This window comes from Variovorax sp. F042 (assembly GCF_057814215.1).
Window position 1 is genome coordinate 1,269,921 of sequence record NZ_JBVASX010000001.1, and the last position, 24,770, is coordinate 1,294,690.

Here is a 24,770-nt window from a genome sequence, read left to right on the forward strand (position 1 = left end):
TCGCGCGCAGCCGCTACGGCCCGGGAACGCTTTATGCGTGCTGCACCGCACCACACAACCACCTGCGAAGGAGCGCCCCATGCTGGACCGTACCGCCACCCAGTTCTCCCACGTGAAGCCCGGCGACACAGAGTTCGTATCGGGTGGTTTGCGTGATTTTTTTCTCTATCGCGACCTTGGCATCGCCGAGGCCACCAACGGCAAGGTGATCGCGCATCTGGTCAAGGCCAACATGGCACCGGAAACGGGCACCGGCTGGCACCGCCACGAGGCGGACTTCCAGATCGTGATCATGGTCAAGGGCTGGGCCCGCTTCATGTACGAAGACAAGGAAACGCTGGTCGAGGCCGGCGACGTGGTGCACCAGCGCCCGGGCATCCGGCACTTCCTGTTCGACTATTCGCCCGACATGGAGTACCTGGAAATCGTCTCGCCGGCGGACTTCAAGAGCATCGACGTGGAGCCGGTGTGCGAGATTCCGGCGCCTACGCCCTGGAAGTAAGTCAGCGCAAGCGGCAGGCCTACTGAAGAAACCTGCCTTCCACCTGACCTCGCACGTAAAGACAGGAGGCTGTCTCCTCAGCCAAACACCCGGCGAGGAATACTTCAAACAAGAGTCATTCGCAGCCAGAATGCCGGCCGATGCTGCTTTCGTTTGCATCGTCTCCAAGGCACTCACGATGACCCGCTCCACTCGCCCGATGCGTCACCGCACGCCCATCGCACTCGCCCTGATCGGCCTGTGCGCTTCGTCCCTCCCCACCGCATTCGCCCAGCAAGCCGCGCAGCCCGCGGCTTCCTCGCCCTCCGCTGCGCCTGCGCCTGCCCCCGGCACCTCCGTCCCCGCCACGCTGCGCGAAGTGCAGGTTCAGGGCGCACAGGACAAGACCGGCTTCGGCGCCAACCCGTCTTCGCTCAACCGCCTGCCGGCCGACCTGCGCGATGCGCCGCAATCCGTCACCGTCATCAACCAGGCCGTAATGCAGTCCCAGGGCGCGACCTCGCTCGCAAGCGCACTGCGCAACGTGCCGGGCCTGACCATCGGCGGTGCCGAGGGCGGGCAGATCGGCACCAACATCAACCTCAACGGCTTCTCGGCGCGCACCGACATCTACCTGGACGGCGCGCGTGACCGCGCCCAGTACTACCGCGACACCTTCGCGCTCGAATCGGTCGAGGTGCTGATGGGCCCGTCGTCGATGCTGTTCGGCCGCGGCTCCACCGGCGGCGTGATCAACCAGGTCACGAAGAAGCCGTCGCTCGCGGCAGCGGGCGAGGTCTCGGTGTCGGCGAGCACCACGGGGCTCGTGCGCTCGACCATCGACATCAACCGCCCGCTGTCCGACACCTCGGCCTTCCGCATCGCGGCCATGGGCCAGCAGGGCGACGCCAGTACGCGCGAGCAGACCAAGCTGAAAGACTTCGGCCTCGACGCCTCGCTGAAGTTCGGCATCAACACGCCGACGCAGGTCACGCTCTCGGCGCTGGTGCAGCACAACCGCGACCAGCCCGACTACGGCGTGCCGCCGCTCAACGGCCACCCCGTGAAGGTCGACCGCGACACGGCCTACGGCTTCAGCGACGACCGCACGATCTCCGACATCCAGGCCTTCAGCGCGGTGGTGCAGCACAAGCTCACGCCCGACACCTCGATCCGCAACCAGACGCAGTACAACGACGTGACCACCGATGCGCGCGAGACCGCGCCGCAGAGCATCGGCACGCTGTCGGCCAAGGGCGTGTTCACGCCCTTCTCCACCGGCACCACGGCCGTGCCGGCCGCCGCGTTCTCGTCGCTGCCGCTGAGCAGCCTGTGGGTGCGCCAGCAAAGCCATGACCGCACGATCCACGACAAGTCGCTGTTCAACCTCACCGAGCTCAACACCAAGTTCACCACCGGCTCGGTCAAGCACACGCTGCTCGCGGGCCTGGAGCTGGGCCACGACACCTACGACAACCAGGCTTACTACCGCAACGGCACCTGCGCGGGCGTGGCGCTGAACCCGGCTGGCGGCACCAGTGGCTATGCCACCTGCTCGCCGCTGCTCGCGCCTTACCAGGGCAACACGCCGAGCACCGCGCCCTCGCTGCCGGGCAACCTGGCCACCGCCAGCGCGACGACCGTCGCGGGCTACGTGAACGACACCATCGAGCTGAGCCCGCAGTGGAAGCTGGTGGCCGGCGTGCGGCAAGACCACTACCGCGCGAGCATCTACAACAGCATTCCGACCGCGACCACGCTCGCCTCCGAAAGCCAGACCGTCGACTTCACCAGCGTGCGCGCTGGCGCCATCTGGCAGCCGACGCCCGAGCAGTCGTACTACGTGTCGTACAGCACCTCGTTCAACCCCTCGCTCGAACAGCTGGTGGCCACCACGGGCAGCACGCAGCCGCTGCCACCGCAAAAGAACAAGGCCTATGAAGTCGGCGGCAAGTGGGACTTGAACGACGGCAACCTCTCGCTGACAGCCGCCGCGTTCCAGATCACGCAGACCAATGCACGCTCGCAGAACAGCGACGGCACCTACAGCGCGACCGGCACGATACGCGTGAACGGCGCACGTGCCGGCGTCGCGGGCCGCGTGACCGACAAGCTGCAGCTGTTCGGCGCCTACACGCACCTGGACGCGACCATCATCGACGGCATCGCGCCCGGCACGCTCGGCAAGGTGCCCGCCAACACGCCGAAGGACGCGGCCAGCCTGTGGGCCACCTACGCGATCACGCCCGAGTGGGAGATCGGCGGCGGCACCACCTACAGCGCCAGGCGCTTCGCCAACAACACCGACCTCGTGCAGGTCGGCGGATATGCGCGACTCGACGCGATGGTGGCTTACCATCAGCCCAAGTACGACATCCGGCTGAACCTGTTCAACCTGGCCAACCGCCATTACTACGACGCGCTGATCCCATCGGACGGCGGCCGTGCGGTGCCGGGCTCAGGCCGCGCCGCCACGCTGTCGCTCACCTACCGGCTCTGAGTTTCCCCAGGAGCATTCGACACAACATGCTGGTCTGCATTCCCGGCGTCCTCGACCGCGAAGCGCTCGCGGCAGTTCGCGCGCGCCTCGATGCGGCCGGCGACGCCTGGGTCGACGGCCGCGTCACCGCGGGACACCAGGGCGCGCCGGTCAAGTTCAACCAGCAGATCGACGAAGGCTCGGCGGTGGCGCACGAATGCCAGGCCATCGTGGCGAGCGCGCTCGAACGCCATCCGACCTTCATCAGCGCGGCGCTGCCCAACCTGCTGTACCCGCCGATGTTCAACCGCTACAGCGAAGGCATGCGCTTCGGCCTGCACGTGGACGGCGGCGTGCGCATCGACCCGCGCACCGGCCGCAAGCTGCGCACCGACCTGTCGGCCACGCTCTTCCTGTCGGACGCCGACAGCTACGACGGCGGCGAACTGCAGATGGAAGACACGCACGGCATGCAGACCGTGAAGCTCGCGGCCGGCGACATGGTGCTCTACCCCGCCACCAGCCTGCACCAGGTGACGCCCATCACGCGCGGCGTGCGGCTCGCGTGTTTCTTCTGGGTGCAGAGCCTCGTGCGCGACGCAGGCGACCGCGCATTGCTGTTCGACATGGACAACGCGATCCAGCGCCTCAACCAGAGCGGCGCCGACGAATCGGCGCGCCGCACGCTGGTGGGCACGTATCACAACCTGCTTCGCAAATGGAGCGATACCTGAGTTCCTTGAACCCTCCCGGCTAATCGCGCCGATCTCGACGCCGATCGGCTGTTGTCGGGCCTGCTGGATCTGACGCAGATCGAGGCGGGCCGCACACCGCACAGGGGCGCCGAAACTCGCTGCGCCACACACACCGCGACGGCGTGCTCATGCGCGCCTTCCAGCGATTGATGAACCTCGGTCGTGCTCTTCCATCGCAGGAACAGTCTGCCCAGAATCAGCGCCCCCGTATTGCCGCAGGGAGCAACACGCTCTTGCCCAGCATGCCTCCGCTGTCGAGCAACTCGTGCACGCGGCGCGCGTCTTCAAGCGCAAAAAGCGCAGCCTTGGGCGCACGCACGCGGCCCGCGGCCATGAGGGCAATGGCCGACTCCATCAGCCCGCGCCGTTGAGCGGCATCGGCGTCGATGGAGTGAATCGAAAAAGTGCGTACCGCCAGGCTCTTGCCCAGCAGCTTGCGAAGCTCCTCGAACACGTCACCCGCCGGCGGGCCGGTGACGATGTTGTAGGAAACCGCCATTCCGAACGGCGCCAGGGCGCGCAGGCAGGCGATGAAGTGCGCGCCTCCGAGATGGTCGAAGGCCAGGTCGACGCCGCGCCCGCCGGTAAGCTGCATGACCTTCTCGGTCAGTCCCTGAGGATCGCTCTCGACGACTTCGTGCGCGCCATTGGCCAGCGCGAAGTCCTTCTTCTGCGGTGTCGAGGCCGTCCCGATCACATGCAGGCCGCGATCGCGCGCCACCTGCACCAGTGCCGTGGCCACGCCACCCGCCGCGCCGGGAATCAGGATGGAGGTCGCAGGCGAGTTGCCATTGCTCGACAGCATGGCCAGTGCGAGCTGGAAGTTTCCAAGACTGACGGCATCCTCGAAGCGGATCGCATCGGGGAGAACGAATGGCGCGGCCTCGGGCACGCAGATGGCTTCGGCGTAGCAGCCGCCGCGCTGCTTCAGTTCCCGCGCGCTCACGAACACGCGCTGGCCGACCTGCAGGGCCGTGACGCCGGGTCCGACCGCATCGACCACGCCGGCCATCTCGTTGCCGGGAATCGCCGGCATGGGCGGCATCCACTTGTAGGTGCCGTTGCGGATCAGCACGTCGGGGCCGCCGGCGCCGATGGCCATCGCCTTGACGCGCACTTCGCCCGCCTGCGGCTGCGGCAGAGGAAGCTCCACCAGTTGCAGAACCTCCGGGCCGCCGGGGGCCTCGAGCTGGATCGCCTTCATGGTGTGCATCACCGCTGCCCGTCGTGCACGGCCACCTGCTCCTTGGTGAGCCCGCCCAGGCGTGCATGCACCCGCCCTCCCGTGCCCATCACCAGCGCGAACAGGATCTCGTTCGGGCGCGGTGCGTCCTGGATGCCCACCTCCATCGAGTTGTAGTGGCTGCGCACGTACGCGGCATGGATGTAGTGCAGCGGCACCATGAGCCGGTAGCCGGTGGCGGCCACCGCCTTGGCCGAGGGGACGATCGCCTTCGGCTCGCCCAGGATGCTGCGCATGGCCCATCCCCCGGCCTCGTGCCAGACCGCGCCGTGCTCCAGCTCTCCGTTCACGCCGACGATCGCGGCCTTGCTGTAGACCTCGATCTTGTCCTGCCCGAGCACCTCGACCAACTCAGTGGCAAGCAACGTGCCGAGCGAGCGCAGCTCGGCCATGAAGGGCATCAGGTCCGGCTCGTACCGTCCCGCGTAGGGGTTGTGGATGACCGCGCAGGCAGCCGCCAGCCTGAGCGGCGTCGCGGCCGGCGGACCGCCCTCGTGGTAGATCGTTTCGATGGAAAGACTGCGCTTGCGGATCTCGATCAGTGACATGGAATTGACCTCATTGCTTGGGAATGTGTGCGTCGTTCACGACGGCGGTCCACCGCTTCAGCTCGGCGGCCACCATCGTGGTCATTTCTTCCGGTGTGCTGCCGCGCGCTTCGCCGCCCATCTCTTCCAGCCGCGCACGCACGCCCAGCGCCTGCAGGGCCTTGAGCGTCTCGGCCTGCAGGCGATCGACGATCGGGCGCGGAGTACCGGCTGGCGCCATGAAGCCGGCCCAGGAGCGCACGTCGTAGCCTGGCACGCCTTGCTCGGCCACGGTCGGCAGCTCCGGCATCTGGCTCCATCGTTGCGCACCGGTGGTGGCCAGCGCCCGCAGCTTCCCTGCCTTGATGTTGGCCATGACGGCCGTGGGCGGCGCGATGATCATCGGCACCTCGCCGCCGAGCAGCGCCGTGACCGCGGCCGCATCTCCGCGATAGGGGATGTGCAGCATCTCGGCCTTGGCGGTCTTTACCAGCAGCTCGCCGGCAAGGTGGTGCGTGGAGCCGATGCCCGCGGACCCGTACGACACGCTGCGCGCGTCTGCACGTGCCGCGGCCAGCACTTCGGCAAGCCCGCGGTACGGCGAATCGGCCCGCACCACCAGCAGGAACGGAAAGTAGGTGATCGTGGAGATCATCTGGAAGTCCGACACCGTCTGGTAGCCGAGCTTGTTGTAGAGGGCGCCGGCCACGGCATGGCCGCCCGTGGCCAGCAGCAGCGTGTACCCGTCGGGCTTGGCACGCGCCACCGTTGCCGCGGCGATGGTGCCCCCTGCCCCGGCCTGTGCCTCGATCACGAAGGGCTGCGCCAGCCCCTTGGTCATCTCCGCGCCGACCACGCGCGCAATGGTGTCGGCGTTGCCGCCGGCCGCAAAGCCCTGGTAGACCTTGATCGGCTTGTCCGGATAGCCCTGGGCCATGCCGTCAAGGGGTGCCGCGCAGGCCATGGCAAGGCCTGCGGCGACGAGCAATCGTCTGCGCCGCATGAATTTGTCTCCGAATGGTTCTTGTAGGAAGGCTGCGGCTTATCGTGCCGAGGCCCGGGCGAAGGGCTTCAGTCCTGCTGCACGATCGGGTTGCGCAGCACACCGATGCCTTCGATCTCGACCTCGCACACGTCGCCCGGCTTCATGAAGCGCGGCGGCTTCTTGCTCCAGCCCACGCCTGCCGGCGTGCCGGTGGCGATCACGTCGCCGGGTGTGAGCGTGAAGATCGTCGAGGCATAGCTGATGAGCTTCGGAATGCTGAAGATCATGTGGCCCGTGTGGCTGCTCTGCACGACTTCGCCGTTGAGCCGGGTCTCGAGCTTGAGCTCGCGGCCGGGCGCGATCTCGTCGGCCGTCACCATCCAGGGACCGAAGCCGCCGGTCGACTCGAAGTTCTTGCCCGAGGCGATCTGCTTGGCGTGGAACTGCCACTCGCGAATGCTGCCGTCGTTGTAGCAAGAGTAGCCCGCCACATGGTCGAAGGCGTCGGCCTCCGCAATGTTGCGCCCGCCCTTGCCGATGATGACGGCGAGCTCGCCTTCCCAGTCCAGCGATTCCGACACGTGCGGCCGCACTATCGGCTGGTTGTGCGCGCACTGCGAACGCCACACGCGCAGGAAGATCGGCGGCTGCTCCGACAGTTCGCGATGCATGCCGGCGGCCAGCACCTCCTGGTGATGGTCCATGTAGTTGCGCACGGCGCACACGATCTTCTCGGAGCGCGGGATCACCGGCAGGAAGGTGATGTCGGCCAGCTTCGCCGCCACCGGCAGGCCTTCGACGTGCTGCGCCGCCTGCAGGTACTCGCCCGAGGCGATGTAGTCGGCCAGGCCCGCATGCCGGGGCCGCGCCTTGCCGAGATCGACAACGCCGTCACCGACGACGGCGCCCCAGGTTTCGCGGCCTTGATGGACAAATGACAAAAGCTTCATGGGAACTCCGGTTGAAAGGGGTGTGCGGAAAAGACGGAATGCGTCAGGCGGCAGGCGCAGCGGGCGAACGCGACTCGAACTGCGCCTGCCATTGCGCAAGCGGCATGAAGGTGGGGTCCTTGCGGCACGCCTCCTCGGTCTCGCGCATGAGCGTCTCGTCGTCCTTCGAAAGATCGAGCGGATCGCCGTGCGGCTGCGCCACGTAGAACGGCGTGTCGACGTAGATCTCCACCGTGTTGCCCTCCGGGTCGAGCATGTAGACCGAGAGCGCATTGCCGTGATTCAGGCCGCGGATGCTGGTGGCGCCTCGGGCCTCGGCGCGCGCGGAAATATCGCGCAGGTACTGGATGCTCGGCACCACGAAGGAGATCTGCATCACGGTGCTGAACTTCGCCTCGGCCGGCCGGCCCGAGGCCAGCACCAGCTGGTGATGCTGGTCCGGACTGGCGCTGGTGAACACCAGCTGGTTCCTGAAGGTGCGGCCTTCGCCGCGATCGGTGATCGTGAGGTCGAAGGTCTCGGTGTAGAAGGCCACCATCCGGTCCAGGTCGGTGACGAAGATTCCGAAATGCGAAGGCATGGGTCGGGCGACCTTGAGCATGCTGTCTCCTGTGAAGGGGCCGGTGGCCCTACGATTGCGCGGCCTGCGCTGCCTTGAGCGCGGCCAGCACGTTGCGTTGCGTGCTCAGGATGTGCTCTTCGAGCAAGGCGCAGGCCGTATCGGCGTCGCGGCGCAAGGTGGCGTCCATGATCTTCTTGTGCTCGTTCGACTTGCGGCGCGCGGTCTTCCGGTGGCGGGCGGAAAAACGCCGGTAGCGCTCCGCCTGGTCGAACAGGCTCGCACCCCAGACGCGCTGGCGCACGGATGGGCACGCGGCCACCAGCGCAAGATGAAAGGCACGGTGCAGCTGCGACCAGTCGTTGTCGAGAATGACGGGTCCGTCGCTCAGGCGGGACTCGACCTTCTCCAGGCGGTGGTACGCAGCAAGGATGTCTGCCTCCCAGGCGTCGTCGCCATGGGCAATGGCTTCCCGCAGCGCAGGCACGTCGAGCATGACGCGCATGCGCGTGATGTCGGCCAGATCGTCTTCGGAGATCGGCGCCACGCGGAAGCCGCGGCGCTCGTCGGCGCGAATCAGCCCTTCCTGCGCCAGCCGGCTGAGCGCCTCGCGCAGCGGGCTGCTCGAATAGCCGTAGGCGGACTGGAGTTCGTCGAGCTTGAGCTTGGCGCCGGCTTCGAACGTGCCGGCCAGGACGTCTTGCCGCAAGCGGGTGAAGGCCTGCTCGACCAGCGGCGGCTCGTAGGCGGTGGAGGTTTCTTGTTTGTGCATGGAATTAATTTTATGCATGGTCTTTCATCCCCGGCCTCCCGCCCGCTTCGCGCCCACGAGCACGAACAGCATGGTCGCGGGCTTGTCGCCGAGGTTGCGCCATGCATGCCGGTTGCCGTGCTGCACGGCCACCTCGTGCCGGCGCAGCAGCACCTGCGCGCCGTCGTCCAGCTCGAGCGTGATCTCGCCTTCGAGCACGATGTCGTAGTCGATGCTGTCGGTGGTGTGCATGCCGGGGTGGTCGGGCTCGAAGGTCTCGGCCAGGCCGGGAACCAGGCGGCCGAACTCGGCGCCGAAGGCGGCACCGTCGAAGTCGGCGCGCATCATCACCGCGTCGGGCGGGAACGTGACCATCATGAGCCGGGTGCCGCCGCTCTCAGGCACGAAGCCCGCCTCGCCCGTGCGGTCGCCCACGGCGCCGGTGCCCACGCTGTCTGAAGCATCGGTGGCCCACAGCAGCGCCGCGGCAAAGCCGGGCACGGTCGTGAACAGGGCGCTGCGCGGCGCCGCGCCATCCGAAAGAAACTTCGCCTTGCCATCGGCACCCGTGCCCGCCACTACCCGTCTGATCTTCATGGCGCGCTTTCAGGGATTGATGACGAAATTGCTGAAGCCGCCGTTGCGGCTCGCGATGCCCGAGATCGCTTCGTTGACGCGGTCCAGCGGATAGCACACATGCTCGAACACCGAGAGATCGAGCGTGCCGGCCTGCGCCATGTCGGCCATGTCCTGCCCCTCGCCGGCAGTGAACCAGGCCGAGCCCTCGATGCTCTGCTGCTCGTCCATCATGGTGTGCAGGTCCATGCCCACCATGCCTGCGATGGCGCCGATGTTGTAGGCCCGGCCACCGCGCTTGAGGGCGCGCACGCCCTGCTGGAAAGTCTCGTGCGGCGCGCCGGGGCCCAGCGCGTCGATGAAGGTGTCCACGCCCAGTCCGTCCGTGCGCGCCTTGGCCCACGCATCGATCGCCTCGCCGTCGGCGCTGGAAAAGACCTCGATGCGATCGGGTGCCAGCGCCTTCACGCGCTCCAGCAGTTCCCGGTTGCGCCCGGTACCCAGAATGCGCGTGGCGCCCATGGCCAGGCCGAAGAGCGCGCCGCCGATGCCGAGCGTGCCGCTGATGCCGTTGATCAGCACGCTCCTGCCGGGGCCGACCTGCGCCTTGCGCATCGCGGAGTACATGGTGCCGAGGTAGCCGAAGCGTGCCGCCTGGTTGAAGCTCACGTTGTCCGGCAGCTTCACCAGCGCGTACTGTGGGGCGATCATGTATTCGCACAGGCCGCCGAACGGATAGTTCTTGTAGAGCTTGAGCGAGTTCTGCGAGAAGCCGAAGTAGCCGCTGAACGCGTAGTGCGTGCAGTTGATGAGGTCGCCGTTGCGGCAGGCGCGACAGCCGCCGCAGTAGAGGCTCGGGTTCACGTAGACGCGATCGCCCGGCTTCCACGTGTGCACGTGGGAGCCGACCGCCGTTACCTCGCCGGCCGGGTCGAGCCCGAAGACCGCGGGCAGCGGCGGCAGCGGCAGCTCCGGAAACCAGGTCGTCCAGTTGGCCAGGATGTTGCCGAGGTTGGGCACGATGCCGCATGCACGCACCCGCACCTGCACATCGTTGGCGGCGGGCTGGGGAATCGGAAGTTGCTCAACCTCCATCGGGGCGCCGACCTGGTGCAGTCGGGCAGCTTTCATCGTCGTCATGGTGTCTCCTGGCTGATTGATGTCTAGATGCACAAATCGTGTTTTGTGCATTCTTTTCGACCACGCGGCATAGCGTCATCAGTGATAACCCTTTGTGCGTGAAATCATGTTTTATGCACAATCCTTGATTCATGCATTCAAACAAAGCCATGCTCCACCAGAATCCGGAACCCGTCGACGTGGCGATCATCGGCTTCGGCCCCGTCGGAGCAACGCTCGCCGCGCTGCTCGGTCAACGCGGCCTGCGCGTCGCGGTGTTCGACAAGTCGCAGCAGATCTACCCGCTGCCGCGCGCCTTCGCGCTCGACCACGAAGCACTGCGTGTGTTCCAGGAGATCGGCATCGCCGGCACGCTGGCGCCGCACATGACGCCCTACCGCCCGACGATCTACCAGGGCAGCGACGGCGAACCCATCCAGCACTTCGACATGGGGCCGTCGCCCTACCCGCTCGCGTGGGCGCCGTCGTACACCTTCAACCAGCCGGCGCTGGAAGCCTCGCTGCGCCAGGCGGTCGGCAAGCTCCCCGGCGTGTCGATCCATCTCGGGCACGAGGTGCTGCAGCTGAGCCAGTCGCAGACCCATGCGCAGCTCGGCGTTCGCGGGCCCGACGGCACGCAGGCGCAACTGCGCGCTCGCTACGTCGTGGGCTGCGACGGCGGCACCAGCCCCACGCGCAAGCAGATGGGCCTCGCGCTCAAGAGCCTCGACTTCGACGAGCCCTGGATCGTGGTCGACATGCATGTCGACGAAGACAAGCTCGACCGGCTGCCCGCCACCAACGTCCAGTACTGCCACCCGTCACGGCCTTGCACCTACGTCGTGGGTCCGGGCACCCACCGGCGCTGGGAGTTCCTGCTGCTTGCCGACGAGGCCGAGCAGCGCGAGATGCCGCACGAGGCCATCTGGCAGCTGCTCGCCCCCTGGCTCACGCTCGCTGACGCACGCATCTGGCGCGCGGCGGCCTACCGCTTTCATGCGGTGGTGCTCGAGCGATGGCGCAACGGCCGTGTGCTGCTGGCGGGCGACAGCGCGCACCAGATGCCTCCCTTCCTGGCCCAGGGCATGTGCCAGGGCTTGCGCGATGCCGTCAATCTCGCCTGGAAGCTTCAATGGGTGCTCGAGGAGCGCGCCCCCGAAAGCCTGCTGGACAGCTATGGCGACGAGCGTGGACCCCAGGTGGAGGACGTGACGGCGACCGTCAAGCGGCTGGGCCAGATCATCTGCGAACGCGACCCGGTGCGCGCCGCCGAACGCGACCTCCGCCTGCGCGCACAGCAAGGCGGACAGGTGCGGATGCAACTGCGCCAGAGCCTGCTGCCCGGCGTGCACCACGGACTGATCGAACGCGACGAGTTGCCCGCGGGCACGCCCTTTCCTCAGGCCATGGGATGCATCGAGCCCGGCGTTGCGCCGCAAATGATGGACGACCTGCTGCAGCCCGGCTTTCTGCTGGTGCTGCGCCGTGCGCCCGATCCGGCGGAGCTTCGGGAGTTGAAGACATCGGCGGCGAGCCTCGGCGCGCAGCTGCTGTGCATCGATGCCGCGACGACGGCGCCGGGCGTGGTGAAGCTGGCCGAAGCCGACGGCATTCTGGCCGCATGGTTCGAACGCCATGGATGCGAGGCCGCACTCGTGAGGCCGGATCACCTGGTCTATGGCGTGGCATGCAGCGTCGAGGACGCCGGGGTCCTGATGCAACGAGCTTCCCGGGACATCGGCATCCAGCCTCCAATTCGAGCGAATCCGAAAACTCCCACTGCCCGGAGCGCAACATGAGCGAAGCCACCTCTTCCCCGTCCCGCGACACTGAACGCCTGTTGCTCGATCTCGAAGCACAGCGATGCAACGCCATGAAGCGCGCAGACTTCGCGCGCCTGCGCGAGATTCTTCATCCAGGCCTTGTTCACGTTCACGCCAAGGGCCAGACCGACAGCTACGAGAGCTACTTCCGCTCGGGCGGCACACATGTCGACTACAGGCAGATCGACCGCTCGGAACTGAAGGTCCAGGTACTGGGCAGCACAGCCCTCATGACGGGTCGGCAGTTGCTTGTGGCCGTGCGCAAGGACGGCAGCGGCACCGTGCGCATCGACTCGCGCGTGATGCAGGTCTGGGCCCAGGAGGGTGATCGCTGGCGGCAGTTGGCGTTTCAGACGACGCCGCTTGAGATGAGCATCTCGTGATTGACGAGGGCCCGATCAACCGGCATCAATACTTCGAGAGGCGTGCGCCGAGAGAGTAGCTGGGCTGTTTCCACTTCGGCCGCTGGCTGACGAGAACCGGGTCTTCAAGATCTGCGCAGCAGGCTCAGCATCAAACCGGCGCGTAGGCGCCTGTGCCTCCAGGCCAGGGCGTAAGCACCTCATAGCCTTCGGAAGTTACAGCCACCATGTGTTCCCACTGGGCGGACAGAGACCGATCCTTCGTCACCACCGTCCATCCGTCGGGCAATTGCCTGGTTTCGCGCTTGCCCGCGTTGAGCATCGGTTCGATGGTGAAAACCATCCCCGGCTCCAGCCTGAGCCCTCCCCCGCGCTGCCCATAGTGCAGCACCTGCGGCTCATCGTGGTAGATCTGGCCGATGCCGTGCCCGCAGTATTCGCGCACCACGCTGAATTGCTCCCGGTGGGCAACCGACTGGATGGCATGGCCAACATCGCCCAGAGTCGCTCCGGGCTTGACCTGCCGGATTCCGGCCAGCATTGCTTCGTACGTCGCCTCCACAAGGCGCCGAGCCAACACACTGGGAGCTCCGACGTAGTACATGCGACTGGTGTCGCCAAACCAGCCGTCCTTGATGACGGCGACATCGATGTTGACGATGTCGCCCTTCTTCAGAATCTTGTCGGCCGAGGGGATGCCGTGGCAAACCACCTGGTTGACGGAAGTGAGAACGGTCTTCGGATACCCCTGATACCCCACGTTCGCTGGAATGGCGCCCTGGACATTCACGATGTGGTCGTGGCAGATCCGGTCGAGCGTCTCCGTGCTCACCCCCGGCACGACGTAGGGCTCGATCATGGCTAGAACCTCTGCGGCAAGCCTGCCGGCACGCCGTGACATTTCAAGCTCCTCGGCGGACTTGATGGGAACGCCGTGAGCCATCAGTGTTTTCCGCTCGAGGACGCGCGGGGCTTGCCGGGTTGAGTCGTGACAGCCGCAGCGATGTCCAGCCCCCCCGCGAGTTCAGCCTGTATCAACAGTTGGCAGACTTCCCGGTAGTCCAGCTCCGGGTGCATCTCGGTCAGCATGCCGACCCGCATCCAGTGCTCTGCCTGTGCATTGATGGACCTGCTGAGAGCGTTCCCCGCCACTCGCAGGTTCTCGTGCATCAAGTCCGAAATTTTTACGATGCCCATCGGCGACCTCTATATGAAACGTATATGAATTATATACGTCTCGTATGGCCCTGCTTGTATGGCCCTGCACTTGATCGAGCACAGCACCACCCAGCGCCGGCATCTCGAGCAGACGTATGAATGGAGCGATACCTGAACTCTTAAACTCTCCCGGCTCGCCAAACAGACAACAACCGAGGAGAGAGAACTTGCGTATTCAAACCGCCCGCCTGACGGCCGGCGTGCTGCTCGCGTGCGCCGCTTTCGTGGCGCACAACACCGCTCACGCCGCATCGCCAACCACCCCGTCCACCACTGCCCCCGCTTCGACCGCCAGTTCACTGGAAGCCGAACAGGACGCCGCATTCAAGGCCGCCAAGGCCGTGCAGAAAGCCGGCCCCGCCGACATCGTGCTGCGCGACCAGGCCCACCTGCAGCTGCCTGCCGGCTACGTGTGGGTGCCGACGCCCGCGGCCGCGCAGTTGATGCGCAGCATGGGCAACCGCACCGACGACACCTTCGTCGGCGTAGTCTTCCCCGCCGACGACGCCGACTGGATGGCCGTCGTGAAGTTCGTCAAGGAGGGCTACATCAAGGACGACGACGCGAAGGACTGGAACGCCGACGACCTGCTCAAGAGCCTGAAGGAGGGCACCGAGGCCGCCAACGAGGAGCGCGCCAAGCGCGGCATTCCCGCCATCGAGGTCACGGGCTGGGCGCAGAAGCCGCAGTACGAGGCCGCGTCGCACCGCCTCGTGTGGTCGGCCCTGTCCCAGCGCAAGGGCAGCACCGACGGCAACCAGGGCGTCAACTACAACACCTACGCGCTGGGCCGCGAGGGCTACCTGAGCCTGAACCTCATCACCAACGCGAAGGACCTCGACAAGTACAAGCCCGACGCGAGCAAGCTGCTCGGCGCGATCCAGTACGACGACGGCAAGAAGTACGCAGACTTCAACTCCTCGACCGACAAGGTCGCCGCCTACGGCCTGGCCGCGCTGGTGGCAGGCGTGGCAGTGAAGAAGCTGGGCCTCTTCGCCATCGCCCTGGCCTTCCTGGCCAAATTCGCCAAGCTGGCCGTGGTGGCGGGCGGCGCGGCGCTCTGGGGCATCGCGAAGCTGTTCAAGCGCAACAGCAACTAGCAAGCAACAGCCCCGTGCGGACGAGCCTCCGCACGACGCGCTGCACGCCGCACCGGAACAGCACGCGAACCGGGCGATCCAATGTGCGAAAAATCAGAACAATGCTGACGGAATATTGATCCACAGCGATTGGTTCCCAGGGCTAATCTCGCAACGATCCGACCAACACAGGATCGTTCATGCCCCCCCACCTGAAACTCGCCTTCGCCCGCCCTGCTCGCTTTGCCGCACGGGCCGCGGCCGCGCTCGCCGCCCTGGTCCTCCTGCTGTCTGCCACCGTGGCGCAGGCCCAGAACAAGCCGCTGAAGCCCGTGACCATCGCGCTGGGCACCCAGGTCGTCAACGTCACCTACCCCTGGCTGACGCTGCCCATCGCGCTGGGCTACTGGAAGGACGAGGGCTACGACGTGAAGATCGTCACCACCGGAGGCTCGCTGCAGGGCATCCAGCAGATGGTGGCCGGCGGCGTCGATTTCGCGCAGATCAACTCCACCGGGCTGATCCAGGCCAACACCGAGAACAACGTCGCCGTGCGCGGGCTCATGGGCACGGGCGTGATCGACTGGGGCGTGGGCGTGCCGCAGGACAGCCCCGTGAAGACGGTGGCGGACCTCAAGGGCAAGAAGATCGGCATCTTCAGCCTGGGCACGGGTGGCATGCCGCTGCTCAAGGGCTACCTGCGCGCCAACGGCGTCAACCCCGATACCGACGTGCAGATCATTGCCACCGGTGCCGGCGCGCCGGCGCTGGAGGCGATGCGCGCTGGCCGCGTGCAGGCGCTGATGTTCTGGGGCTCCGCGCTCACCGGCTTCCAGAACGCGGGCGCGAACATGCGCATATTGTTCGATCCGACGTGGCGCTCGCTGCCCGACTTCACCTTCGCCACGATGCAGAAGACCATCGACGCCGACCCGGCCATGGTCGAGGCCATCGCGCGCGGCGCGGCCAAGGCGACGCTGTTCGCACAGACCGATCCCGAGTGCGCCCGCCAGATCCACTGGAAGCACTTTCCCGGCGCCAAGCCCACGGGTGCTGACGAGGCCACGCTCGCCAAGTGGGACCTTGCGCTCCTGCAGACGCAACTCCAGACGATGGCCGACGCACAGACCATGAACGGCGGCAAGCTGATCGGCTCGATGAGCCCGGCCGCCTACGGCCGAATGCAGGACGCGATGCTCAAGGACGGCCTGATCAAGCGCACGCTGCCGCCCGAGTCGATGCTCTACCTGAAGCCCGGCTTCGTCGAGGCCATCAACCGCTTCGACCGCAACGCCGTCATCGAGGCCGCCAAGGCCTGCAAGGGGCTGTGACATGACGCCCGAACAATTCGTCGCGGGCCTGCCCAAGGCCGAACTGCACATGCACATCGAAGGCTCGATCGAGCCCGAGCTTTTCCTGCGGCTGGCCCGGCGCAACGGCGTGGACATCCGCTGGCAGACGGAAGAAGAGCTGCGCGCCGCCTACCGCTTCACCGACCTGCAGGACTTTCTGAACCTGTACTACGACGGCTGCCGTGTGCTCGTCCAGCCGCAGGACTTCCACGACGTGACGCGCGACTACCTGCGCCGCGCGCATGCCGATCGCGTGCTGCATGCGGAAATGTTCCTGGGCGTGCAAGGCCACACCAGCCGCGCAGTGCCGCTGGCCGTGGTGATGGAAGGCGTGCTCGGCGCCATGGAAGCCGCGCAGGCCGAAGACGGCATCAGCTCGGGCCTGATCGTCGTCGTGCAGCGCCACCGCAGCGAAGACGAGGCGCTCACCCTTCTCGACGACCTGCGCCCCTGGTACGACCGGCTGCTGGGCTTCGGCCTTGGCGGTGCGGAGGTGGGCAACCCGCCCTCGAAGTTCGCCGAGTTCTTCCGCCGCTGCCGCGAACGCGGCTTCAAGGTGGTGGCGCACGCGGGCGAGGAAGGCCCGGCCGCCTATGTGCGCGAAGCGGTCGAACTGCTGCAGGTGCAGCGCCTGGACCATGGCAACGCCTGTCTCGACGACCCTGCGCTCGTCGCGCAACTCGCGCAGCAGCGCATTCCGCTCACGGTGTGCCCGCTGTCCAACCTCAAGCTGCAGCTGGTGCCTTCGATGGCCGCGCACCCGCTGCGCAGGCTCATGGACGCAGGCCTGTGCGTGACCGTCAACTCGGACGACCCCTCCTACTTCGGCGGCTACGTCAACGACAACTACCTTGCGTGCCAACAGGCGCTCGGCCTCGGGCGCGACGACATGGTGAGCCTGGCGCGCAACAGCTTCGAGGCTGCCTTCATCACGCCGCTGCAACGCAGCGCCGCGCTTCGCGCCATCGATGCATGGGTGGCCCACGGCGCGGAGCAGGCACCGGCATGAACGCAATCGTTCAATTTCCGCCAAGACGGACGACGCTGCTGGAAGCATCGGGCGCCGTACCGGCGTTCCGCTTCGAAGGCCTGCACAAGACCTTCCGATCGAAGGACGGCGCGGATGTGGTCGCGCTGCACGACGTGAGCTTCAGCGTCGAACGCGGCGAGTTCGTCACTGTGGTCGGCCCGAGCGGCTGCGGCAAGAGCACCTTGCTGCGCATCCTGGCCGGCCTCGAGCGCGCGAGCCGCGGCACGGTCGAGCTCGGCGGGCGGCGCCACACCGGGCCGAGCCGCGATGTGGGCGTGGTGTTCCAGGCGCCCGTGCTTCTGCCGTGGCGCAACATCCTCGACAATGTGCTGGTGCCCGCGCAGATCCAGGGGCGCGACCCCAAGGTCGCGCGCGAACGTGCCCTCCACTACCTGCATCTGGTGGGGCTGGCCGGCTTCGAGACCAAGTACCCCGGCGAACTCTCCGGCGGCATGCAGCAGCGCGTGGGCATTGCGCGGGCGCTGGTCAACGACCCGATGCTGCTGCTGATGGACGAGCCCTTCGGCGCGCTCGATGCCATGACGCGCGAGACCATGAACGTCGAGCTGCTGAAGCTGCGCGAACGCACCGGCGCCACGATCATGCTCGTGACGCACAGCATTCCGGAAGCCGTGTTCCTCGGCGACCGCGTGATCGTCATGTCGCCGCGGCCCGGGCGCGTCACGAAGGTCATCGACGTCGACCTGCCCGCCGCCCGCACGCTGGAGCTCATCAACACCGAGAGATTCGGCAGCCATGTCCGCGACATCCGGACCAACCTGAACGCCAGTGGAGGGCTCGACGGATGAGCACCGCGAACACCGAGAACATCGACTTCGAGCCGCCCGCGCCGTGGCTCACCCCCGCACGGCGCAAGGCGCTGATCGCGGCCGTCTTCGTGGCCGTGATTGCCGCATGGCAGCTCGTGGTGAGCGCGCTGGGCATCTCGCACCTGATCTTCCCGGGGCCTGCGGGCGTGGCCCGCTCCATCTATGACGTCTTCCAGTCGGGCGAAGTGTGGCCGCACCTGTGGGTGACGCTCTACGAGATTCTTGCGGGCTTCGCGCTCGGCGCGTTCGCGGGGTTCCTGCTCGGCGCGCTGATCGGCCAGAGCGCGCTGCTCGAACTGGTGCTCTACCCGTACGTTGTCGCGTTCCAGACCGTGCCCAAGGTGGCCGTGGCGCCGCTGTTCGTGCTGTGGTTCGGCTTCGACACAACGTCGAAGGTCGTGATCACCGCGACCATCGTGTTCTTTCCGGTGCTCGCCAACACGATCGTGGGGCTTCGCTCGGCGCCCAGGGATCAGATCGACCTGATGCGCGCATTCACGGCGTCTTCCTGGCATGTGTTCCGCATGGTCCGGCTGCCGCACGCGCTGCCGTATGTGTTCGCCGGGCTGGACATCGGCATCGTGCTGGCCGTGATCGGCGCGATCGTGGGCGAGTTCGTTGGCGCCCAGGCCGGGCTGGGCTATCTCATCCTGCAGCGCAACTTCTCGATGGACGCGGCGGGCATGTTCGCGATCCTCATCGTTCTCTCGGCCATCGGCATCGTGCTGCACGGCCTGATGAAGGCGATTGCGCGGCGCGTGGTGTTCTGGGCGGACGCGTTCACCGACCTGTCTCGCGGCACATGAAGCAACAACACAACCCCTACAAAGGAGCAACGCAATGATCCAAGACGAACAGAAGCTCGAGGCACCCCGCAGGGCCTCCGCGCAGGAAATGCCGATTCTCGACCTGGGCCCGTGGTTGGCCGGCGGCCCGATCGGGCCGGTGGTCGAGCAGTTCAAGGCCGCATGCACCAACACCGGTTTCTTCTACGTCAGGAACCACGGGGTGCCGCAGGCCGTGATCGACACCGTGTTCGACGCCACCCGCCGCTACATGTCGCTGCCGATGGAGGAGCGCATGAAGGACCAGATCGACGAGCGCTTCCGACGCGGCTTCATGCCCATGGGCGTCACGCAGCATCCGGGCCACAAGCCGGACCTGAAGGAGAGCTACGAACTCGGCATGGACCTGCCGCTGACGGACCCCGACGTAGCGAACGGGCGGCCGCTGCACGGCCCCAATCGCTGGCCTGCGGACAAGCCCTGGCTCGAGCCCGCGGCCATGGCGTACTTCAACGCCACCATCGAGCTCGGCCGCAACCTGCTGAAGATCTTCGCCTCGGCCGTCGGCAAGGATGAAGGCTTCTTCCTGCAGTACGCCACCAAGCCGATGGTGCAGTCGCGGCTCTTTCACTACCCGCCGCAGGAGTCGTTCACCAACCTCGAACTCGGTGCCGCCGCGCACACCGACTACGGCATGCTGACCGTGCTGGCGCAAGACCCTATCGGCGGCCTCGAACTGTGCACACGCGGTGGGGAATGGGTGGCCGCGCCCTACGTCGAGGGAACGCTGGTCATCAACCTGGGCGACCTGGTGAAGGTGTGGACCAACGACGTCTACGTGTCCAACAGGCACCGCGTCGCGAACCGCACGGGCAAGGAGCGCTACTCGATCCCCACATTCTTCAACCTCGACTACGACACGCCCGTGGCCTGCCTGCCCGGGTTCGCGCCCGGCGAAGGCGAGCCCAGCCATGCGCCCATCAAGTCGGGCGACTACCTGGTGCGACGGTTCGCGGCCGTGCAGAAGTACAAGACGCCTGCGGAGTTGGCCGCGGGGTAAGGCTTCAGGGCCTCAAGCGGCGGGGCGGCCCTGTTCGGCACGCTGCTCCGCCTCTTCCAGCGCAACCGTGAGTTCCGAGAGAAATGCAGCCACCGGTATCGGCAGGCTGCGGCCCTTGTGCACGCACAGCGCCAGGCGCTGCGGCCTGGCGCGCGGGTCTTTCAGCGGCACATAGGAGCCAGCCCTTGGACGCCCGAACGGGTCTTCCAGCGGCGTGGTCGTGAACGTGAGGCACATGCCCTCTGCCGCCACGTTGCGCATGAGTTCGTAAGAGTTGGTCTCCAGCGCAATGCGCGGCCGGATCTTCGCCTTCGCGAGCATCTCGTCGTACTGCTGCTTGGCCCACAGCGACGAGTCGAGCGACGACAGGCTGTACTCGGCGCAATCCGAAAGCCGCAGCGACTTGTAGCCTTCGAGCGGATGCCCGGTGGGCACCAGCACGTAGAGCGGCAGCAACCGCGTATAGACCATCGAAAGATCCTGGAATGCGATGTCGCCGAAAGTGAAGCAGGCGTCGAGGTCGTCTTCGAGCAGCATCTCCGCCAACGTGGGGCTGCCGCTGACCTTCACGCTGAACGAGATGCCCGGGTAGCGCTTGGCAAAGCCGGAGAAGAACTGCGGCATGAAGTCGCGCGTCAACGATTCGGGCATGCCGAAATTGACGTGGCCCCGCTTGAGGCCCTGCAGCGCCTCGATCTCGGAATGCAGCCGGCCGGACTCCTTGACGACGTTCTTGTGATAGCGCATCAAGATCTCGCCGGCCGCCGTGAGCTTGACCTTGCCGCGCCCCTGGCGCCGCTCCAGCAAGGGTGCGCCCAACGAGTCCTCGAGCATGGCGAGTTGCCTGCTGATGGCGGATGCCGCGACGTACAGGTTCTCGGAAGCCGCCCTGATCGAACCGGTGCGAACGACTTCGGCGAAGTACCGAAGCGAGGTCGTGGAGACAAGACTCAAGAAGAAACTCCGTGGGCTGGGCGCAAAGCAAAAGCGCCGCGGAGATTCTTGCACGCATCCCATCCGCATGGCGCGGCGAATGCGATGCAGACGTCGTGCCTCAGCGACCGGTGAAGCGCGGCGCGCGCTTGGCTACGAACGCCGCCACGCCCTCGCGCGCATCGGCGCTGCCGGCACGTTCGCGCAGCAGCTTCTGCTCCAGCGCCAGATGCTCATCGAAAGGCCGGCCCGGCACACCGGCGCACAGGGTCTTGATGGCCGCGAACGATCCGCTCGCGCCACGGGCGAGCCGCGTGACGAGTGCTTCGGCGGCGGCTGCGAGTTCAACATCCGCGTGGAGCGCATCGACGGCGCCCCACGCCAGGCAGCGCTGGCTGTCGACGGCATCGCTCAGCATCAGCAATTGCTGCGCACGCACGGGCCCCACGCGACGCGCGAGGAAGTACGAGGCGCCCGCATCCGGCGACAGCCCGATGGCCGCGTAGCCCGTGCGCAGCTTCATCGATTCGGCGGCGAGCACGAAGTCGCCGCACAGCGCGAGCCCCACGCCGGCGCCGCCCACCGCTCCGTTCACCGCCACGACCAGCGGCGCCGGGTTGTTCGACAGGCGCAGCAATGCCGGATGCAGGCTGTCGAGCATCTCGCTCACCAGCTCGGGCAGCGCTTCGCCGGCCGCCACGAATTCATCGATGGCGCCGCCGGCGCAGAACACCCTGCCCTCGCCGGTCAGCAGGATGACGCGCGGCTTCTGCGCCAGCACTTCGTCGATGGCCCGCACCAGCGCGCGCCCGTTCGCCAAGCCAAGGGCATTCGCGCGTTCGGGCCGCTTCAGCACGATGCGGCCGATGCCCTCCTCCACGTCCCAGGCAATGCCTTCGCTGATGTTCATGCTCAGACCCCCGTGAGCCCGCCGGTGCACATCAGCGTCTGCCCGCTCACGTAGTCGGATTCGGGCGCGCACAGCAGGTACACCGCGCCTGCGGCTTCTTCGGGCGTGCCGCCGCGTCCCAACGGAATGGACTGCTCCATCATCGCCAGCAGCCCCGGGTTGATGCCCACCTTGATCTCGCGGCCCTCGATGTTCGCGGTGGTGGCCTCGGCGGTGCTCGCGGTCAGCCGCGTCTGGATGAAGCCGAAGGCCACGCAGTTGACGGTGACGTTCATGCGGCCCCACTCCTTGGCCAGCGTCTGCGTCATGCCGACGATGCCGGCCTTGGCCGCCGAATAGTTGGCCTGCCCCGCGTTGCCGAACAGCCCCGCCACCGACGAGATGTTGACCACCTTGCGCACAACGCGCCGGCCCGCCTCGGTCTCGGACTTCGACAGCGCGCGGATCACCGGCTGCGCTGCGCGCAGGATGCGGAACGGTGCCGTGAGGTGCACGTCGATCATGGCGTACCACTGCTCATCGGTCATCTTCTGCACCACGCTGTCCCAGGTGTAGCCGGCGTTGTTGACGATGATGTCGAGGCCCTTGAATTCGTTCACCGCGGTGCCGACGAAGCGCTCGGCAAAGTCCGGTGCGGCCACGCTGCCGACGCAGGCCACCGCTTCTCCGCCGGCAGCACGGATGGCCTGTACGGTCTCTTCAGCCGGCCCGGCATCGAGGTCGTTGACGACGATGCGCGCACCTTCGGATGCGAGCTTGAGCGCGATGGCCCGGCCGATGCCGCGACCCGAACCTGTGATGAGGGCGACCTTGCCGCCGAGCTTGAGTGTCATGTCTCTGTTCTTTCTTCGGTTGATGTCAGCGCAGCGCGACGAGCGCCTCGCCCGCAATGCGCGTCTGCCCATACTGGTTGGCGCTGAGCACCTCGACGCGCACGCAGCGCTCGCCGTTGTGCTCGAGCTTCTCGACCACGCGCCCGCTGCACCGCACCGCATGCCCCAGGTGCGTGATGCCCTGGAAGCGCACGTCGAAGCGCCGAAGCTGCGACTGCGGCGCCCACTGCGTGAGCAGGCGCCCGAGCCAGGCCATGCCCAGCATGCCCTGCGCGAACACGTCGGGCATGCCGGCCTTGCGCGCGAAATCGGTGTCGATGTGAATGGGGTTGTGGTCCCCCGAGGCGCCGGCGAACAGCGCGAGCGTGGTGCGGTTCACAGGCGGCAGCTGCAGCGAAGGCAGCTCGTCGCCGATCTTCACGGCGTCGTAGTTAAAGGCATTCATCGGTGCGGGTTCCTTCCTTCAGTGGCGGCAGACGATCACCGTGCGCAGCTCGGCCACCAGTTCGTCGCGCTGGTTGGTGGCGCGCGATGTCTTGATGACGAATTCGAGCGCACCGTTCTTCTTGTCGTAGATGTCGGTGATGGTGGAGCGCACCGTCACCGTGTCGCCCACGCAGGCCGGCCGGTGATAGCTGAAGCCCTGCTCGCCGTGCAGCAGCTTCGACAGCGGAATCTGCAGGTCGGCCAGCAATCTGTCGGACGCACCCGAGTCGAGCTCGGCCGCGAACAGGAAGGTCGGCGGTGCGGGCAGGTCGGGGTAGCCGGCGTCACGCGCGGCGGCGGCATCGGTGTAGACGGGGTCGGTCTCGCCGATGGCCTTGGCGAAGAATTGCAGGCGGCTGCGCTCGATGGGCAGCACCGAAGGCGGCAGCTCGTGGCCGATCCATTTCTTGTCGATCATCGGGTGGGCTTTCTCAGACGCGCTCGTAGAGCGTCACCACGCAGGCGCCGCCCAGCCCGAGGTTGTGCTGCAGCGCCATCCGCGCGCCCTCGACCTGCCGTTTGTCGGCTGTGCCTCGAAGCTGCTGGACCAGCTCCGTGCATTGCGCCAGCCCCGTGGCCCCGAGCGGATGCCCCTTCGACAGCAGCCCGCCCGACGGATTGGTCACCACCTTGCCGCCATAGGTGTTGTCGCCATCGACCACGAACTTCTCGGCGCCGCCCACCGGGCACAGGCCCAGCGCCTCGTAGCTGATGAGTTCGTTGTGCGCGAAGCAGTCGTGCAGCTCGACCACGTCCACGTCTTGCGGGCCGACGCCGGCCGCGTCGTACACCTTCTGCGCGGCCTCCTGCGCCATGCTGAAGCCGACCACCTCGCGCATGTCGCGGCTCTCGAAGGTGATGGGCCGGTCGGTGGTCATGGCCTGCGCCTTGATACGCACGCTGCGGTCCAGCCCGTGGCGTTCGGCAAAGCGGGCCGAGCACACGATGGCCGCGGCTGCGCCGCAGGTGGGCGGGCAGGCCATCAGCCGCGTCATCACGCCGGGCCACATGACGGGCGCGGCCATCACCTCGTCTTCGGTGACGACGGTGCGGAACAGCGCCACCGGGTTGTTCGACGCATGGCGGCTGGCCTTGGCGCGGATCTTCGCGAAGGTCGACATCTGCGTGCCGTACTGCTGCATGTGCGCGAGCCCTGCACCGCCGAAGTAGCGCAGCGCGAGCGGCACCTGCTCGTTGCCGACCAGCTCATCTGTGATGCTTTCGAAATGGTCGAAGGGGCTGGGCCGGTCGTTGAACACCGCGCCGAGCGCGCCGGGGCTCATGTGCTCGAAGCCGAGCGCCAGCACGCAGTCGGCGGCGCCGCTGGCCACGGCCTGGCGCGCGAGGAACAGCGCGGTCGAGCCGGTAGAGCAGTTGTTGTTGACGTTGACGACCGGAATGCCCGTCATGCCCACTTCATACAGCGCGCGCTGCCCGGCGGTGGAGTCGCCGTACACGTAGCCCACGTAGGCCTGCTGCACCAGCTCGTAGCCGATGCCGGCGTCTTTCAGCGCCGCATTCGTGGCATGGGCGGCCATCTGCGGATAGGGCTGGTTCGCGCCCGGCTTGGTGAACGGGATCATGCCGACCCCGACGACATAGACGTCCTGACTCATGAGAGGCTCCTTGGAGGTTCGAATAAGA

At 66.8% G+C, this 24,770-nt stretch carries 27 protein-coding genes; 11 read left to right on the forward strand and 16 right to left on the reverse strand.

What is annotated here, in order from left to right:
• The first annotated feature begins 79 nt into the window (after positions 1-79).
• From ACZYSP_RS06090 to ACZYSP_RS06100, 3 genes are all read left to right on the forward strand, one after another.
• Positions 80-502: a cupin domain-containing protein gene (locus ACZYSP_RS06090; protein WP_093081559.1), complete on the forward strand. Its 423-nt coding sequence runs from the start codon at positions 80-82 to the stop codon at positions 500-502.
• Positions 503-680: 178 nt separating this feature from the next.
• Positions 681-2,981: a TonB-dependent receptor gene (locus ACZYSP_RS06095; protein ID WP_093081591.1), complete on the forward strand. Its 2,301-nt coding sequence runs from the start codon at positions 681-683 to the stop codon at positions 2,979-2,981.
• Positions 2,982-3,007: 26 nt separating this feature from the next.
• A complete protein-coding gene (locus ACZYSP_RS06100) occupies positions 3,008-3,694 on the forward strand; it encodes a Fe2+-dependent dioxygenase (protein ID WP_093050628.1) in 687 nt (228 codons plus the stop codon).
• Positions 3,695-3,911: 217 nt separating this feature from the next.
• Here ACZYSP_RS06100 and ACZYSP_RS06105 read toward each other — a convergent pair whose 3' ends face one another.
• The 8 genes from ACZYSP_RS06105 to ACZYSP_RS06140 all read right to left on the reverse strand — a co-directional run bounded on the left by ACZYSP_RS06105 (position 3,912) and on the right by ACZYSP_RS06140 (position 10,446).
• A complete protein-coding gene (locus ACZYSP_RS06105; RefSeq protein WP_093081562.1) occupies positions 3,912-4,928 on the reverse strand; it encodes a zinc-dependent alcohol dehydrogenase family protein in 1,017 nt (338 codons plus the stop codon).
• A complete protein-coding gene (locus ACZYSP_RS06110) occupies positions 4,928-5,506 on the reverse strand; it encodes an amino acid synthesis family protein (RefSeq protein ID WP_093050634.1) in 579 nt (192 codons plus the stop codon). Before ACZYSP_RS06110 ends, ACZYSP_RS06105 begins: the two co-directional genes overlap by 1 nt.
• Before the next feature lie 10 nt (positions 5,507-5,516).
• Positions 5,517-6,488: a tripartite tricarboxylate transporter substrate binding protein gene (locus tag ACZYSP_RS06115; RefSeq protein ID WP_256216987.1), complete on the reverse strand. Its 972-nt coding sequence runs from the start codon at positions 6,486-6,488 to the stop codon at positions 5,517-5,519.
• A gap of 68 nt (positions 6,489-6,556) precedes the next feature.
• The gene (locus tag ACZYSP_RS06120) at positions 6,557-7,420 is read right to left on the reverse strand and encodes a fumarylacetoacetate hydrolase family protein (RefSeq protein ID WP_093081565.1); all 864 of its coding nucleotides are present in this window, start codon (positions 7,418-7,420) and stop codon (positions 6,557-6,559) included.
• A 43-nt stretch (positions 7,421-7,463) separates the two neighbouring features.
• Positions 7,464-8,021, reverse strand: coding sequence for a VOC family protein (locus ACZYSP_RS06125; protein ID WP_093081567.1), 558 nt, complete (start codon positions 8,019-8,021; stop codon positions 7,464-7,466).
• Positions 8,022-8,049: 28 nt separating this feature from the next.
• Positions 8,050-8,769: an FCD domain-containing protein gene (locus ACZYSP_RS06130; RefSeq protein ID WP_093081570.1), complete on the reverse strand. Its 720-nt coding sequence runs from the start codon at positions 8,767-8,769 to the stop codon at positions 8,050-8,052.
• 6 nt (positions 8,770-8,775) lie between these two features.
• Positions 8,776-9,327, reverse strand: a complete 552-nt coding sequence (locus ACZYSP_RS06135; RefSeq protein WP_093081572.1) for a cupin domain-containing protein — start codon at positions 9,325-9,327, stop codon at positions 8,776-8,778.
• Between the two features lie 9 nt (positions 9,328-9,336).
• Positions 9,337-10,446 (reverse strand): alcohol dehydrogenase catalytic domain-containing protein, encoded by a 1,110-nt coding sequence (locus ACZYSP_RS06140; protein WP_354338187.1) that lies wholly within the window; start codon positions 10,444-10,446, stop codon positions 9,337-9,339.
• A 149-nt stretch (positions 10,447-10,595) separates the two neighbouring features.
• Between ACZYSP_RS06140 and ACZYSP_RS06145 the strand changes: the two genes are divergently transcribed.
• The gene (locus ACZYSP_RS06145; protein ID WP_354338186.1) at positions 10,596-12,224 is read left to right on the forward strand and encodes a bifunctional 3-(3-hydroxy-phenyl)propionate/3-hydroxycinnamic acid hydroxylase; all 1,629 of its coding nucleotides are present in this window, start codon (positions 10,596-10,598) and stop codon (positions 12,222-12,224) included.
• Positions 12,221-12,631: a nuclear transport factor 2 family protein gene (locus tag ACZYSP_RS06150; RefSeq protein WP_093081579.1), complete on the forward strand. Its 411-nt coding sequence runs from the start codon at positions 12,221-12,223 to the stop codon at positions 12,629-12,631. The genes ACZYSP_RS06145 and ACZYSP_RS06150 overlap by 4 nt, the downstream gene beginning before the upstream one ends.
• 130 nt (positions 12,632-12,761) lie before the next feature.
• Here ACZYSP_RS06150 and map read toward each other — a convergent pair whose 3' ends face one another.
• Together map and ACZYSP_RS06160 are read right to left on the reverse strand one after the other, a co-directional pair.
• Positions 12,762-13,553, reverse strand: coding sequence for a type I methionyl aminopeptidase (gene map / locus ACZYSP_RS06155; protein ID WP_354338184.1), 792 nt, complete (start codon positions 13,551-13,553; stop codon positions 12,762-12,764).
• Positions 13,553-13,807 carry a ParD-like family protein gene (locus ACZYSP_RS06160; protein ID WP_093080223.1) on the reverse strand — a complete coding sequence of 85 codons (255 nt, stop codon included), beginning with the start codon at positions 13,805-13,807 and terminating at the stop codon, positions 13,553-13,555. Before ACZYSP_RS06160 ends, map begins: the two co-directional genes overlap by 1 nt.
• A gap of 188 nt (positions 13,808-13,995) precedes the next feature.
• On the opposite strand from ACZYSP_RS06160, the gene ACZYSP_RS06165 reads away from it, so the two are divergent.
• The 6 genes from ACZYSP_RS06165 (at position 13,996) to ACZYSP_RS06190 (ending at position 19,964) form a co-directional block, all read left to right on the forward strand.
• On the forward strand, positions 13,996-14,928 hold the full coding sequence (locus ACZYSP_RS06165) for a DUF2167 domain-containing protein (protein ID WP_093050667.1): 933 nt from the start codon (positions 13,996-13,998) through the stop codon (positions 14,926-14,928).
• 179 nt (positions 14,929-15,107) lie between these two features.
• Positions 15,108-16,238 carry an ABC transporter substrate-binding protein gene (locus ACZYSP_RS06170; protein WP_256216933.1) on the forward strand — a complete coding sequence of 377 codons (1,131 nt, stop codon included), beginning with the start codon at positions 15,108-15,110 and terminating at the stop codon, positions 16,236-16,238.
• A 1-nt stretch (position 16,239) separates the two neighbouring features.
• Complete coding sequence (locus ACZYSP_RS06175) at positions 16,240-17,268, forward strand: adenosine deaminase (protein WP_354338183.1); 1,029 nt, start codon at positions 16,240-16,242, stop codon at positions 17,266-17,268.
• Positions 17,265-18,098 (forward strand): ABC transporter ATP-binding protein, encoded by an 834-nt coding sequence (locus tag ACZYSP_RS06180; RefSeq protein ID WP_489013131.1) that lies wholly within the window; start codon positions 17,265-17,267, stop codon positions 18,096-18,098. The genes ACZYSP_RS06175 and ACZYSP_RS06180 overlap by 4 nt, the downstream gene beginning before the upstream one ends.
• The gene (locus ACZYSP_RS06185; protein ID WP_354338182.1) at positions 18,095-18,925 is read left to right on the forward strand and encodes an ABC transporter permease; all 831 of its coding nucleotides are present in this window, start codon (positions 18,095-18,097) and stop codon (positions 18,923-18,925) included. Before ACZYSP_RS06180 ends, ACZYSP_RS06185 begins: the two co-directional genes overlap by 4 nt.
• Before the next feature lie 34 nt (positions 18,926-18,959).
• The gene (locus ACZYSP_RS06190) at positions 18,960-19,964 is read left to right on the forward strand and encodes an isopenicillin N synthase family dioxygenase (RefSeq protein ID WP_354338181.1); all 1,005 of its coding nucleotides are present in this window, start codon (positions 18,960-18,962) and stop codon (positions 19,962-19,964) included.
• Positions 19,965-19,976: 12 nt separating this feature from the next.
• Here ACZYSP_RS06190 and ACZYSP_RS06195 read toward each other — a convergent pair whose 3' ends face one another.
• From ACZYSP_RS06195 to ACZYSP_RS06220, 6 genes are all read right to left on the reverse strand, one after another.
• A complete protein-coding gene (locus ACZYSP_RS06195; RefSeq protein ID WP_176928711.1) occupies positions 19,977-20,918 on the reverse strand; it encodes a LysR family transcriptional regulator in 942 nt (313 codons plus the stop codon).
• A 100-nt stretch (positions 20,919-21,018) separates the two neighbouring features.
• Entirely contained in the window at positions 21,019-21,807 is a 789-nt protein-coding gene (locus tag ACZYSP_RS06200; protein ID WP_354338180.1) for an enoyl-CoA hydratase-related protein, read from the reverse strand.
• Between the two features lie 2 nt (positions 21,808-21,809).
• Positions 21,810-22,640 carry an SDR family NAD(P)-dependent oxidoreductase gene (locus ACZYSP_RS06205; protein WP_307616736.1) on the reverse strand — a complete coding sequence of 277 codons (831 nt, stop codon included), beginning with the start codon at positions 22,638-22,640 and terminating at the stop codon, positions 21,810-21,812.
• A 25-nt stretch (positions 22,641-22,665) separates the two neighbouring features.
• Entirely contained in the window at positions 22,666-23,085 is a 420-nt protein-coding gene (locus ACZYSP_RS06210; RefSeq protein ID WP_354338179.1) for a MaoC family dehydratase, read from the reverse strand.
• A gap of 18 nt (positions 23,086-23,103) precedes the next feature.
• Entirely contained in the window at positions 23,104-23,544 is a 441-nt protein-coding gene (locus tag ACZYSP_RS06215) for a MaoC family dehydratase N-terminal domain-containing protein (protein WP_093050690.1), read from the reverse strand.
• Positions 23,545-23,557: 13 nt separating this feature from the next.
• Complete coding sequence (locus ACZYSP_RS06220) at positions 23,558-24,742, reverse strand: lipid-transfer protein (protein WP_097198820.1); 1,185 nt, start codon at positions 24,740-24,742, stop codon at positions 23,558-23,560.
• Between the last annotated feature and the right edge of the window lie 28 nt (positions 24,743-24,770).